This window comes from Microbulbifer sp., assembly GCF_051659245.1.
In the GTDB taxonomy this organism is placed as follows: Bacteria; Pseudomonadota; Gammaproteobacteria; order Pseudomonadales; family Cellvibrionaceae; genus Microbulbifer.
On sequence record NZ_JBOFOC010000111.1, the window covers coordinates 1 to 13,320 of the forward strand.

General features: G+C 62.7%; 12 protein-coding genes and 1 other RNA gene. 7 read left to right on the forward strand and 6 right to left on the reverse strand.

What is annotated here, in order from left to right; all coding sequences use genetic code 11:
* Window positions 1-94 precede the first annotated feature (94 nt).
* Window positions 95-2,593, reverse strand: a complete 2,499-nt coding sequence (locus tag ACRC0P_RS11615) for an ABC transporter permease (protein WP_438631041.1) — start codon at window positions 2,591-2,593, stop codon at window positions 95-97.
* Window positions 2,593-3,300, reverse strand: coding sequence for an ABC transporter ATP-binding protein (locus tag ACRC0P_RS11620; protein ID WP_438631063.1), 708 nt, complete (start codon window positions 3,298-3,300; stop codon window positions 2,593-2,595). Before ACRC0P_RS11620 ends, ACRC0P_RS11615 begins: the two co-directional genes overlap by 1 nt.
* A 115-nt stretch (window positions 3,301-3,415) precedes the next feature.
* On the opposite strand from ACRC0P_RS11620, the gene ACRC0P_RS11625 reads away from it, so the two are divergent.
* Complete coding sequence (locus ACRC0P_RS11625; RefSeq protein WP_438631043.1) at window positions 3,416-4,075, forward strand: arylesterase; 660 nt, start codon at window positions 3,416-3,418, stop codon at window positions 4,073-4,075.
* 258 nt (window positions 4,076-4,333) lie between these two features.
* Entirely contained in the window at window positions 4,334-5,248 is a 915-nt protein-coding gene (gene ttcA, locus ACRC0P_RS11630) for a tRNA 2-thiocytidine(32) synthetase TtcA (RefSeq protein ID WP_438631045.1), read from the forward strand.
* Here ttcA and ACRC0P_RS11635 read toward each other — a convergent pair.
* Window positions 5,136-5,735, reverse strand: coding sequence for a hypothetical protein (locus tag ACRC0P_RS11635; protein WP_438631047.1), 600 nt, complete (start codon window positions 5,733-5,735; stop codon window positions 5,136-5,138). The two genes, ttcA and ACRC0P_RS11635, sit on opposite strands and share 113 nt — an antisense overlap.
* A gap of 435 nt (window positions 5,736-6,170) precedes the next feature.
* Here ACRC0P_RS11635 and ACRC0P_RS11640 point away from each other — a divergent pair, with 435 nt between their 5' ends.
* The gene (locus ACRC0P_RS11640; RefSeq protein ID WP_438631049.1) at window positions 6,171-6,683 is read left to right on the forward strand and encodes an O-acetyl-ADP-ribose deacetylase; all 513 of its coding nucleotides are present in this window, start codon (window positions 6,171-6,173) and stop codon (window positions 6,681-6,683) included.
* Between the two features lie 84 nt (window positions 6,684-6,767).
* Window positions 6,768-7,232: a DUF962 domain-containing protein gene (locus ACRC0P_RS11645; RefSeq protein WP_438631051.1), complete on the forward strand. Its 465-nt coding sequence runs from the start codon at window positions 6,768-6,770 to the stop codon at window positions 7,230-7,232.
* Between the two features lie 78 nt (window positions 7,233-7,310).
* Here ACRC0P_RS11645 and ACRC0P_RS11650 read toward each other — a convergent pair whose 3' ends face one another.
* Window positions 7,311-7,796 carry an Lrp/AsnC ligand binding domain-containing protein gene (locus ACRC0P_RS11650; RefSeq protein WP_438631053.1) on the reverse strand — a complete coding sequence of 162 codons (486 nt, stop codon included), beginning with the start codon at window positions 7,794-7,796 and terminating at the stop codon, window positions 7,311-7,313.
* Window positions 7,797-7,986: 190 nt separating this feature from the next.
* On the opposite strand from ACRC0P_RS11650, the gene ald reads away from it, so the two are divergent.
* Complete coding sequence (gene ald, locus ACRC0P_RS11655) at window positions 7,987-9,132, forward strand: alanine dehydrogenase (protein ID WP_438631055.1); 1,146 nt, start codon at window positions 7,987-7,989, stop codon at window positions 9,130-9,132.
* A 179-nt stretch (window positions 9,133-9,311) separates the two neighbouring features.
* Here ald and ACRC0P_RS11660 read toward each other — a convergent pair whose 3' ends face one another.
* Window positions 9,312-10,028 carry a 16S rRNA (uracil(1498)-N(3))-methyltransferase gene (locus ACRC0P_RS11660; protein ID WP_438631057.1) on the reverse strand — a complete coding sequence of 239 codons (717 nt, stop codon included), beginning with the start codon at window positions 10,026-10,028 and terminating at the stop codon, window positions 9,312-9,314.
* 14 nt (window positions 10,029-10,042) lie between these two features.
* Entirely contained in the window at window positions 10,043-10,885 is an 843-nt protein-coding gene (locus tag ACRC0P_RS11665) for a 6-carboxytetrahydropterin synthase (protein WP_438631059.1), read from the reverse strand.
* Window positions 10,886-11,069: 184 nt separating this feature from the next.
* On the opposite strand from ACRC0P_RS11665, the gene ffs reads away from it, so the two are divergent.
* Both ffs and ACRC0P_RS11675 read left to right on the forward strand, forming a co-directional pair.
* Window positions 11,070-11,166: signal recognition particle sRNA small type (gene ffs, locus ACRC0P_RS11670), an RNA gene on the forward strand.
* Between the two features lie 181 nt (window positions 11,167-11,347).
* Window positions 11,348-13,213 (forward strand): M2 family metallopeptidase, encoded by a 1,866-nt coding sequence (locus ACRC0P_RS11675; RefSeq protein WP_438631061.1) that lies wholly within the window; start codon window positions 11,348-11,350, stop codon window positions 13,211-13,213.
* Window positions 13,214-13,320: the final 107 nt, after the last annotated feature.

Here is a 13,320-nt window from a genome sequence, read left to right on the forward strand (position 1 = left end):
CCATGGCCGCGATCGGACTTGTACTACGTAGCACGAGAGATCGCGGCCATGGGCGGATGGCGCCCCGCCGCTCCTACAGGGTTCAGTTCTTTTTTTAGGCCAATTCGCGTAAAACTTTCAGCGGCGGTTCGCTCACCGAGCTGCGGCACGCCAGGGTGCCGGCGGTGCCCACCAGCAGCGCGCCTGCCAATGGGCCCAGCAGCCACAGCATCGGATGGGCGACAAACGGCAGGTCGAACACTCTTTGCGATAGCACCGCCAGGGTCGCTTCGGCGCCGGCGGCGGCGAGCAGGCCGGCGGCGATGCCCAGCAGGCCGAATTCCAGCATCAGGCTGTGCAGCAGCAGGCGGCGGCGGCCGCCAAGTGTGCGGATAATTGCCGCCTCCTGCAAACGCTCGGCGATGCTGGCGCGCACACCGGCTACCAGTACCAGTACCCCGGCCACCAGCATCAGCACCATCACCGACTCGATGGCCAGGGAGACCTGGTCGATGGTGTCGCGGATTCGCTGGATGATCTTGTCCAGCTCGATCACACTGACGCTGGGGAAATTGCGCACCAGGTCGTTGACCAGCAGTTTCTGCTCCGGCGGCAAATAGAAGCTGGTGATATAGGTGGCGGGAAAGTCCTCCAGGGCGCCGGGAGCGAACAGCATGTAGAAATTGGGCCGCATGCTGTTCCAGTCCAGGGAACGGAAGCTGGCCACCGGAGACTCGATTTCCAGGCCGCCGATGGAAAAGCGCAACCTGTCGCCCAGGGCCAGGCCCAGGCGCGCGGCAAGTTCCACTTCCACGCTGACCCCTTGCTCGCTTCTCTCTTCGGAGCGGCCCTCGCCCGCCTCGTCCCACCATTCGCCTTCGAGAATACGGTTGTCCGGCGCCAGGGTGTCGGTCCAGCTCAGGTTGAGTTCCCGGCGCAGGGCGTTGTCCTGCTCCCTGCGGTCCTTGGTGGGTTCGCCGTTGATGGCGGTCAGGCGCCCGCGCACCATCGGGTAGAACTCGGTGCTGGTGACCTTGTTGTTCGCGAGCATGGCCTGCAGGCCGTCTACCTCTGTGGGGGCGATATTGATCAGGAAGTGGTTGGGCGCCTTCTCGGGCAACTGCATACGCCACTCGTCGATCAGCGCGGTGCGCGCGAACACCAGGGCGAGCATGGCCAGCAGGCCGGTGCCGAAGGCGGCGATCAGCAGGGTGTTGAAGGCCGCGCGCCTCTGCAGGCTGCCGAGGGCGATGCGCCAGCTGCCGCCGAGGGTCGCCAGCCTGCCGCGTATCAGAAGCTGGTTGGCCAGCGCGCTGCCGCCCACCAGAAGCGCCATGCCGGCGAACAGCGCCGCGGTGATCGCCAGGCTGCCGGACAGCCACCAGATCAGCAGCAGCATGCTGGTGGGGCCGAGTACCAGGCCCAGCCATTCGCGCCGGTCCGGATTGCTCCAGTCCCGCCGCAGCGTCTGCATGGGGTCGGTGCGCGCCAGGCGGAACAGCGGCGGCAGGGCGAAGCCCAGGGCGCAGGCAAAGCCGGTGGCCAGGCCGACGATCAACGGCGACCAATGGCTGGGGGGCGGCTCCACCGGGAAGAAGTCCGCCATCAGCGATACCGCCTGGGACTGTACCAGGCTGCCGATCAGCAGGCCCAGCAGGGTGGCGATCAGGGTCAGCGCCGCCAACTGCCCCAGGTAGATTCCCAGCACTTTGCCGCGGCCGGCGCCCAGGCTTTTCATCACCGCCACATAGGCGGTGTGGCGCAGGCTGTAGCGGCGCGCCGCCAGGCCCACGGCGACGCTGGCGAGCAGCACCGCGAGGCTGCCGGCCAGGTACAGGAAGCGCTCCGCGCGGTCCAGCGCCGAGGCTACCCGCGGCTGGCCCTCGCGCAGGTCGATTACCCGCTGGTGCTCGGTCAGCAGCGGCTCCAGCCAGGTAAAGTACTGCTCCAGGGCCTGATCGTCGCCGGCAAACAGGTAGCGGTAGCGCACCCGACTGCCCGGCTGCAGGATATTGGCGGCGGGCAGGTCGTCCAGGTTCATCAGCAGCCGCGCGCCCATGGAGAAGAGGTTGTCGCTGCGGTCCGGCTCGTGGTCCAGCAGGCCGCTGACGGTCAGTTGGGTGTCTCCCAGTTGCAGGCTGTCGCCGATTTCCAGCTTCAGCAGCGGCAGCAGCCGCGGTTCCAGCCAGACTTCTCCGGGGGGCGGCCCGCCCTGTACCACACGGCTAGGGTCGCTCTCGCGGGCCCGCATTTCCAGGTGGCCCACCAGCGGGTAGCCGTCGCTCACCGCTTTGACCGCGGCGAACTGGAATTCGTCGCCGGCGGCGAGCATGGAGGCGAACTGCACCGTTTCCGCCTGCTGCAACCCGGACTCGCGCGCCTTGTCCAGCCAGGCGCTGTCCACCGGCTGGCTGCTGTTCACCAGCCGCTCGGCGGCGAGGAAGGTCTGGGACTGGATATGCATGGCGCGGGTCAGGCGGTCGGTGAAGTGCGCGATGGCGGTCACGCAGCTCACCGCCAGTACCAGGGCGGTGGCGATCAGCGCCAGTTCGCCGCCGCGCCAGTCTCTCGCCAGCAGCCTGAGCGACAGCAGGGAGTGCTTGAGCGCGGGCATCAGATGGACACCTCCGACAGGCTGCCGCTATCGGGTTCTCCGGCCATTACCTCTCCCGCGGCCATACGCAGGTGGGAGCCGCAGCGCTCCGCCAGGCGCTGCTCGTGGGTAACCAGCACCAGGGTGGTGTTGGATTCGGCATTGAGTTTGAACAGCAGTTCGATAACCTTCTCGCCGTTGCCGGCGTCCAGGCTGCCGGTGGGCTCGTCGGCGAAGAGTATGCCGTCGTCGCCGGAGAAGCTGGCGAATGCGCGGGCGATGGCCACGCGCTGCTGCTCGCCGCCGGAGAGCTGCCGCGGGTAGTGGTGCACCCGGTGTTCCAGACCCACCCGGGCGAGGAATTCCCCGGCGCGTTTGGCGGCGCTGCGTTCGCCGCGCAGTTCGCTGGGCAGCATGACGTTTTCCCGCGCGGTGAGTCCCGGCAGCAATTGAAATGTCTGAAATACGAAGCCCACGCAGCGGGCGCGCAGGGCGGCGCGCTGCTCTTCGTCCATCGCGGTGATCTCCTCGCCGGCGAGCCAGATGCGGCCTTCGCTGGGCCTGTCGAGCCCGGCCAGCAGGCCCAGTAGGGTGGATTTGCCGGAGCCGGAGGCGCCGGTGATGGCCAGGGATTCGCCGCGGGCGAGTTGCAGGGAAATATTATTTAATAGGGTCAGCGGACCCTCGCCGGTGGGTACATGATGGTGCAGGCTTTCAGCCCTGAGCATTGCGGATAGAGCCGAGAGCTTGGTGGACGCAGCCGTGAGGTTGGTGGACGCAGCCGTGAGCTTGGTGGACATAGAGCTTCCTTGGATATACGCGTAAGGCAGTGGAGAGTATGACATGAGGACAGATTTTTTCCGGGGGCTGATAAGGGCTTTTGTCCCGCTATTGTTGCTGTCGGTCCCGTTGGCCCAGGCGCGCGGTGCCGATACCCTGCTGGTGCTGGGGGACAGCATCAGTGCCGCTTACGGCCTCGATGAGAGCCAGGGCTGGGTGCAGCTGTTGCGCGAGCGGTTGAAGGGTGGAGACAGCCCGGTCGAGGTGGTGAACGCGAGTATCAGTGGGGAGACTTCCTCCGGTGGATTGGCCCGGCTGCCGCGGCTGCTGCGGGAGCACGAGCCGCGTTGGCTGATAGTGGAGCTGGGCGGCAACGACGGCCTGCGCGGTTATGCGCCCCGCGCGCTGCAGCAGAATCTCCAGAGGATGGTGCGCCTGGCCAGGGAGGCCGACGCCGAGGTGTTGATCCTGGGCATGCGCATGCCGCCCAACTACGGCCGGGCCTATACCGAGGCCTTTGCCGCGGTTTACCCCCAAGTGGCGGAAGCGGAATCGGTGCCATTGATTCCCTTCTTCCTGGAGCCGGTGGCCCTGCGGGAAGGGGCCATGCAGGCGGACGGCATTCATCCCACCGCGATGGCCCAGGCGGCCCTGCTGGACCATGTCTGGCCCTGCGTGCAGGCGCTGCTGGGCGAATCGCCGGTGGAGGCGTGCAGCCCCTGATCGAAATGCGTACAATCGCGGCCCCGGTCTTTAGGTAGCTTAGGGGCGGCCCTGCTACCGGTGGCTGTTTGCGGGACACGCTGTGAATACGTCCCTGTACGCTCTCCGCGGCCATCCATGGCCGCAGAAGGTCCCGCAAACAGCCACCGGCATCAGGGCCTTCGCTTTGGAGTTCGGTATTCCTATCCGGGTCCCGAACTCCCGACCGTCAATCGAAGTCCTGCCCTTCCGGTGAATTGCACAGAGAAATTAAAGATCATGACCGACCTGGAAAACCGCCGCGAGCGGCTCGAATTCAACAAGCTGCAAAAGCGCCTGCGCCGCAACGTGGGCCGCGCCATCGCCGACTTCAATATGATCGAGGAGGGCGACAGGATCATGGTGTGCCTGTCCGGTGGCAAGGATTCCTATGCGATGCTGGATATTCTGCTCAACCTGCAGAAGACGGCGCCGGTGCGGTTCGAGCTGGTGGCGGTGAATATGGACCAGAAACAGCCGGGGTTTCCCGAGCATGTGTTGCCGGAGTATTTGCAGTCCCTGGGCGTGCCTTACCACATCGTGGAGAAGGACACCTACTCGGTGGTGAAAGAGGTGGTGCCGGAGGGCAAGACCACCTGCGGCCTCTGCTCACGCCTGCGCCGGGGCACGCTGTACGGTTTTGCCGAGGAGATAGGCGCGACCAAGGTGGCGTTGGGGCACCACAAGGACGATATCGTCGAAACGCTGTTCCTGAATATGTTTTACGGGGGGCGCCTGAAGGCCATGCCGCCGAAACTGCGCGCGGACGACGGGCGCAATATTGTGATTCGCCCGCTGGCCTACTGTCGCGAAGAGGACCTGGAGCGTTTTGCCGGGTACAAGGCGTTTCCGATCATTCCCTGCAACCTGTGCGGAAGCCAGGAAAACCTGCAGCGGCAGGCGATCAAGCAGATGCTGCGGGAGTGGGACAGGAAGTCGCCCGGCCGCACTGAAAACATCTTCTCAGCACTCACCCGGGTATCGCCGTCGCAACTGGCGGATCGGGACCTGTACGATTTCGAGAGCCTGGAGCTGGACCGCTCTATGCCAGCGGCTGGCGGGAAGGGCGATTACCCGCTCGAGCGGCAGGTCCACTCCTGGGTGCCGGATGAGGAGTTGGATGAACCGCGCTATATCGATGCGTTGAATCTGTAATGCCCCCCTTCCCCTTTTTTACCAACTGGGCGTAGCTCTGCCGGAAATCCTGTTCCGTCGCCACGGGGCCGTGGTGGAAGTACTGGTGCCACAGTCGCGCCATGGCCGCCACATCGTTTTCCTCCACATCGTCGACGCCCGCGGAGTGGTAGATCAGCCAGGCGATGGCGGTGGCGTAGCGCAGGTTGGTGGCCAGTTCGCTGTGGGGGTGGTGCAGGAAGTCCCGCTGACTGGCCAGACCGCGCACTTTGGAGGCCAGGGCCGGGTGATCGATCAGGTAGTGGTCCCAGATATGTCGGTGGGTGTGGGGCTGGATCTGGTAGATACCCAGTCCGTGGCGGCGGCCTTGCTTGAGGTGGAAGCCCAGTTGTGACTCCCGGGCCGCGGTGCCCAGCAGCAGGTTTTCCATTCCCGCAGACCAAGCCCTCAGGTGCTTCAGGGTGGGACGAATCACCATCAGGCGCAGCTCGTCCAAACAGATACCCATAGTGATGTCAGATTTTCCGAATGTTTCTCCAATATGTAGTTTGCCGATTGAGCTCGTGCCAGCGAATTAGTAGATTTGAGCGCAATAAACACAAAAAAGCAGCTGCGGTGCCTGTTCTTAAGGGTTTTTAGCAAGGTGTCGCGGATTGACCTCTACGCGACAGTGACTATTCTCTCGGTGGGCGTTCGCTGCCGCCGGCGGTGGCGGCGCTCGGTGCCGGGCCTGGTCTGGAAGCAGCTCTCCGTCGGGATCTTCGATTCCTACAAACTTTTACCAACCGGCTTCCCTCTCTCTTGAGCTGCTATCGTGATAGTAAGCGCAGTGACAAAGTGTCCCGCAGTAGTAGCATCGCGCCACCGTCGAGTGCTGGGGCTGCCCGGTCGAGTTTTTCGGGCCATCCAACCTCTGCGAGTGTGTGCAGGTTGGAGATACTGAGTGATCGAAGTCTATCTCGGTGATATCACTCGATTAAAAGTCGATGTTATCGTCAATGCCGCCAACCAGCGGCTTCTCGGTGGTGGTGGGGTAGACGGAGCTATCCACCGGGCGGCGGGTCCCGAGCTGCTGGAAGCCTGCCGCAAACTCGGGGGCTGCCCGGTAGGGGAAGTGCGTGCCACGCCCGCCTTTGCCATTCCTGTCAAACGCATCTATCACACCGTGGGGCCCGTGTGGCGGGGCGGCAGCTTCGGCGAGCCGGAACTGTTGGCCGGTTGCTACCGCCAGTGTCTCGCCATGGCCCGGCGCGAGAATATGCACTCCATCGCCTTTCCCGCGATCAGCTGCGGCGTCTACGACTATCCGCCGGCGCAGGCGGTGGAGATCGCCGTGGAACAAGTGCAGCAGCATCTGGAGCGGGACGGCGAGCCGCAGCAGATAATCTTTTGTTGTTTCGACGAGACAATGGCAGATATGTACCGGCAGCAACTGGAGGCCTATGTGCGTAGGTGATCCATGGTGGCATTTTCGGTCATTGATTATTGATCATTGGTTACAGATGATCGGTCTGATAATAAGAACGGCGAGGACGAGACGATGCGCAATGCCGAACAATGGTTCTCCGAGTATGGCGAGAGCCACCAGAATTCCACCAACAAAGCTATCCATTGGATTGCCGTGCCGGTGATCTACGCCACCGTGGTCGGGCTGCTGTGGGCGATTCCCCAGCCCGCCTTTATGGCCGCCGTTCCCTGGATGAACTGGGCGGTGGTGGCGCTCATTCCCACTTTGCTTTTCTACCTGGTGCTGTCCTTCCCGCTGGCACTGGGCATGGCGGCCTTGAGCGTGGTGTGCCTGTGGGCCTGGTCGGTGGTGGATCGGCTGGGGTTTTCGGTGTGGCTCACCGCGCTGGTCCTGTTTGTGCTGATGTGGATTCTGCAGTTCGTCGGTCACCATATCGAGGGCAAAAAACCCTCTTTCTTCAAGGATCTTCAGTTCTTGTTAATTGGCCCGGTGTGGGTGATCGCTTTTATCTATCGCAGGCTGGGGATTAGGTATTAATGCGGAATGATGAATGCGGAATGCGGAATACGCGAGCCAGCCAAGCACGGGATCAGATCGCGTATTCCGCATTTCGCATTATCTGTTGTAGTGCACCGGCACTTCGAGTGTCTCCTTCACCTGCTCCATCACCACATAGCTGGTGCATTCCAGCACCTCCGGCAGGCTGAGCAGCGTCTCTCCGTAGAATTTGCGATAAGCATTCATATCCGCTACCCGGGCCTTGATCAGGTAGTCGAAGTTGCCTGAAACCAGGTAGCACTCCTGTACCTCCGGCAGTGCCGCCACGGCGTTGCGGAATTCCTCGAAGGCGTCCTGGGCCGAGCGGTTCAGGCGTATCTGCACGAAGACCACCAGGGCCGCATCCAGAAACTCTGGGTTGATCAGCGCGGTGTAGCCCTGGATCACTCCGTCCGATTCCAGTCTTTTGACTCTCTCTACGCAGGGGGTCGCGGTCAGGCCCACCTGGCGGGCCAGTTCGGCATAGCTGGTGCGGCCGTTCTTTTGCAGTACCCGCAGGATATTGCGGTCGATGGTGCTCAGTTCGCTGGCGCGCTTGCGCATCAGATGGCTCTCCGGTTGATCAAAAAGCGGTCATATTTTGGTGGATTCTAGTGGATTCCACTGGAGGGATGCAAAAACTGCCAGAAACACACTTTTATCCCGCCCCTATACTGGGCGAAATCGCAGAAGCAGGATGATGTGCCCGTCACCGAAACGGCGCGCCAGCCGGAAAAAAACGAGGAGTCGAAAAATGTTGATTGGTGTCCCGAAAGAGATCAAGAATCACGAGTACCGCATCGGCCTCACCCCGTCCAGTGTACGGGAGCTGATCGCCAACGGTCACGAGGTGATTGTGCAGAGGGAAGGCGGCGCCGCCGTTGGTTTCTCCGATGAAATGTATGAGCAGGCCGGTGGCCGTATCGTGGATACGCCGGAAGAGATCTTTGCCAGTGCGGACATGATCGTCAAGGTGAAAGAGCCCCAGCCCCAGGAGTGCGAAATGCTGCGCCCCGGCCAGTTGCTGTACACCTACCTGCACCTGGCTCCGGACCCCAAGCAGACCGAACTGTTGGTGAAATCCGGCGCTACCTGCATCGCCTACGAAACCGTGACCGACAAGCGCGGCGGCCTGCCGCTGCTGGCACCCATGTCTGAAGTGGCCGGCCGTATGTCCGTGCAGTGCGGCGCCCACCACCTGGAGAAAGCCCAGGGTGGCCTCGGCGTACTGCTGGGCGGTGTGCCGGGTGTGGCCCCGGCCAGGGTACTGATTATCGGTGGCGGCGTGGTCGGCACCAACGCGGCCAAGATGGCCCTGGGGATGGGCGCGGACGTGACCATTCTCGACCGTTCCCTGCCGCGCCTGCGGGAACTGGACGATATCTTCGGCGGCGCGGTGCGCACCGAGTACTCCACAGGCGACGCGATCGAGAAACACGCGCTGGAGGCCGACCTGGTAATCGGCGCGGTGCTGATTCCGGGAGCTGCGGCGCCCAAGCTGCTGACCCGCGACATAATCAGCCGGATGAAGAAAGGCGCGGTGGTTGTGGACGTGGCCATCGACCAGGGCGGCTGCTTCGAGACTTCCAAGCCCACGACCCACACCGAGCCCACCTATGTGGTGGACGGCGTGGTGCACTACTGCGTGGCCAATATGCCCGGCGGTGTCGCGCGCACCTCCACCATGGCCCTGAACAACGCCACCCTGCCGTTTGCGGTGGCACTGGCCAACAAGGGCGCCAAGCAGGCGCTGCTGGACGACGCCAACCTGTTGGAAGGCCTGAACGTCCACGCCGGCATGGTGACCTACCAGGCAGTGGCGGATGTACTGGGTTACGAGTATGTGGACCCGAAGCTGGCGCTGCAGAAATCCGCGATCGCGGAAAACGCGGCGGCTTAAGACGCGCTTCGATTGTTATCGAGTTGTTTTTTCCCCAAGAGGCGCACCACCCCCTGCGCCTCGCTCTGTGAGACGGTGGCGGGTGCCACCACTTTCCAGCCGCGTTTTTACGCGGCTTTTTTATTCGCGAGGAGTGCCGGAGTTCTGCTGAGCGCCCTGGCTGCTGATCGTAAGAGCGCTTACCGTCCGGGATACAGCCGGCTGAGCAGCACCGGTAGCGCCGTTTCCACACGCAGAATACGCGGCCCCAGATGCACCGCGGCAAAGCCGATCTCCCGCAGCTTCTCCACCTCGTAGGGAATAAAGCCCCCCTCCGGGCCCACCGCCAGGGTGGCGTTTTGTCGAATATCCACCGGGCAGGGGTTGTCCGTGACCGGATGGGCCACCAGCTTTAATGAATTGGCGGCAATTTCCGATAGCTCGTCTTCCACAAAGGGCTTGAAGCGCTTGCGCAATTCGATCTGCGGGAGCCGCGTATCCACAGACTGTTCCAGACCCGGCAGGCATTGCTCGCGCAATTTGCCCTCTGTCAGCCAGGGGCTCTGCCAATAGGATTTTTCCACGCGGTAGGCGTTGATCAGGTAGAGCTTTTTTACCCCCAGCGCAGTGGCGTGCTCTATGATGCGCTTCAGCATTTTGGGCCGCGGCAGGGCGAGGATCAGGGTGAGGGGCAGGGCGGGGGGAGGAGGGCGCTGCAGTTCCACCTGCAGTTCGATAAAGCCCGGTTCCCGAACCGTGACCAGGCCGCTGCCGATATCGCCATCCAGAAGCCCCACCCGCAGAGTGTCGCCGGGATTCGCCCTGTGCACCTCGAGGATATGTTTCTGCCGACGGCCGCTCAGCCGCGCGTGCCCCGGGCCGACGAAATCGCTTGGTTCCAGGATGATCAGGTTCAACAGCTCACACTCGTTTACGCTTTGGCGGAGGCGATGGCACCCTTGCCCAGCCCTTCGTAGGCGCGCACCCTGACTTCCTTTCCCGGCTGTTCCGCGGCGATGGTGTCGGCGATATACTGCGCCAGCTGTTCCACCGTGGTGTCGCAGTCCACCAGTTCGCAGCGCGCGGCGGGAATGCCCAGGGCAAAATGCCCCTGTCGCGCCCAGTAGGCGAATTGCAGTGTCCGCTCCGTCTGTGCCAGCAGATCCTCGCTGGTACCCAAGTAGATATCGCGCCAGCGCTCCGCCCATTTGCGCTCCCACTCGCTGCTGCGTTTGCCATCCAGGAAAACCTGGATGCGCGAGCGGTGGCCGTGGGCGATGCGCTGGCAGTTGCCCCCGTGTTTCTTCAGGCCGTGGCTGTAATGGTAGTAGGAGTCGGGGATTTCCTCGCAGGTGAAGTCCAGGCGCAGCCGCTCCACACTGGTGGGGAAGGCGGAGGTCAGTTGCCGCACGCTCCAGGCGGCGACGCTCTCCGCGTCGATCGACTCGACTTTTACCAGCGCAAAGGCCTGATCGGGGCCGGAGAGGTTGATCCGTTCGCCGTCGGCCAGGTGCCAGGTAAGGGCGATCTGTCCGTCTTCCTGTTTTAACTCGAGGTGCGGCGAGCGGGTGGGTACCAGCAGCCGGTGGTCCAGTTGGTCGTCCAGCCAGTGGCGCAGGGTCTTCTTTACCACCCCGAAATCGCACACCATGCCCTGGCTGTCCAGGGCGCCGTCCAGCGCCGCATTGGCCAGCCAGGTTTCCCCGACCAGGCCGCGCTGGTGATCCAGGTAGCTGAAATCGATATTGGTGAGATTGTCGACGAACAGGTGCATGAATAACTCTTTGCTTGGAAGTGGCCTCTGGAAACCATCTTAAAAACAGCTGCGCGTGCGCCCGACGGCATCCGTTCGCTATTTTTTTGAGATGGCTTCCAGCCGCGCAGAGTATAACCTTTTAGCAGGGCTGGAACTCGCGCCTTCGAGTCTCTATAATCGCGCCCTCTTGCAATGGCGGCCCTTCCGGTCCCCTCGCAATGAACAGCTGTGAACCCCGCCAGGCCCGGAAGGGAGCAACGGTAGCAGTGGTATCATGTGCCGAGGGTGTGCTGGTTGGGCTGCCTCCATTTTCAGGGCACAGAAATCAGAAGACAGAAAACAGAAGTTTCTTGTGCTGATTTCCCCGCCTCCAGCGCTATTTTTGCCTGCTTTTTCTTGTAGGAACTCTCTTCTCGGCTCCCTGTGTTATAAACGGTGACATATTTGACCGTTTACCCGATAGCAAAAAAAGAGGGAGCCATGAAGAATCTCGCCCTGGCCGTGGCTGTCGCCGCGGCGCTCGCAGCCTGCGAAGACCGTCAGACACAGCAAAAACCCGCCGAGCCGACCGCGGCCGCTGCCGAAGCGAACGGCACCGACAAAGCCGCAAACCTGACCGCGGAGGACGCCAGGGCCTTCCTGGACGACGCCCAGGCGCGCCTGGAGGAGATGGCCGAGGAGTCGAGTCACGCCAGTTGGCTGGCTTCCACCTATATCAATGTGGACTCCCAGTATGTGGAATCCCTGGCCAACGAGCGCTACACCGCCATGGCTGTGGAGCTGGCCTCCGAGGCGGCCAGGTTCGACGACCTGGATCTGGACCCGGAAACCCGCCGCCAGCTCACAATGCTCAAGCAGGGGCTGGTGTTCCCGGCACCCAGGGCCCCCGAACTGACCGCGGAACTGGCGCAGATCGGCTCCAAGCTGCAGGGCATGTACGGCTCCGGCAAATACTGCAGGGAAGAGGGCGGCGGGGAGAAGTGTTACGGCCTCACCGAAATGGGGCGGGTCATGGCCGAGAACCGCGATCCGGAGTTGCTGAAAGAGCTGTGGGTGGGCTGGCGCGAGGTCTCGCCGCCCATGAAGCCCCTGTACCAGCGCCAGGTGGAGATCGGCAACGCCGGCGCCGAGGAGCTGGGTTACGACAACCTGAGCGTGATGTGGCGTTCCAAGTACGATATGGCCCCGGACGCCTTTGCCGAGGATATGGACGCGCAGTGGAACAAGGTCAAGCCGCTGTACGAGGCGCTGCACTGCCATGTGCGCGCCAAGTTGAACGAGCACTACGGCGACGATGTGGTACCGCCCCAGGGCAAGATACCCGCACACCTGCTGGGCAATATGTGGGCCCAGGAGTGGGGCAACATCTACGAACTGGTGAAAGACGAAGACATGCAGGCGCCCTACGACCTGACCCAGTTGGTGGTGGACTCCGGCATGAGCGAGAAGGACATGGTCAAGGTGGGCGAGCAGTTCTTCACCTCGCTCGGCTTCGAGCCTCTGCCGGAGACTTTCTGGGAGCGTTCCCAGTTCACCAAACCCCGGGACCGCGATGTCGTGTGCCACGCCAGCGCGTGGAATATGGACGGCCAGGACGATGTGCGCATCAAGATGTGCATCCAGAAAACCAGTGAGGACTTCGTCACCATTCACCACGAGCTGGGGCACAACTTCTACCAGCGCATCTACAAGGACCAGCCTTTCCTGTACAAGGAGGGTGCCAACGACGGTTTCCACGAAGCGGTGGGCGACACCATTGCGCTGTCCATCACCCCGAAATACCTGAAGCAGATCGACCTGATGAACGAGGTGCCCAGCGAGGACAAGGACCTGGGTTACCTGATGCAGCAGGCCCTGGACAAGATCGCCTTCCTGCCCTTTGGCCTGCTGGTGGACAAGTGGCGCTGGCAGGTGTTCAACGGCGAGGTGCAACCGGGGGATTACAACAAGGCCTGGTGGGAGCTGCGCGAGGAGTACCAGGGCATCGAGGCGCCGGTGGAGCGCTCCGAGGCCAATTTCGATCCGGGCGCCAAGTACCATATCCCGGGCAATACCCCCTACGCGCGCTACTTCCTCGCGCGTATCCAGCAGTTCCAGTTCCACCGCGCCCTCTGCGAAGCGGCCGGAGAAACCGGCCCGCTGCACCGCTGCTCCATCTATAAAAACGACGCGGCCGGTGAAAAGCTGCGCACAATGCTCGCCATGGGCGCCAGCAAACCCTGGCCCGATGCGATGGAAGCGCTGACCGGCCAACGGGAACTGGACGCATCGGCGATTATCGATTATTTCCAGCCGTTGATGGCCTATCTGGGAGAACAGAACAGGGACAGAAATTGCGGCTGGTAGGATTTTTGGGACTCGGGACTCGGGATTCGGGATTCGGGATTCGGGATTCGGGATTCGGGATTCGGGATTCGGGATTCGGGATTCGGGATTCGGGCGGTGCGCGCGGC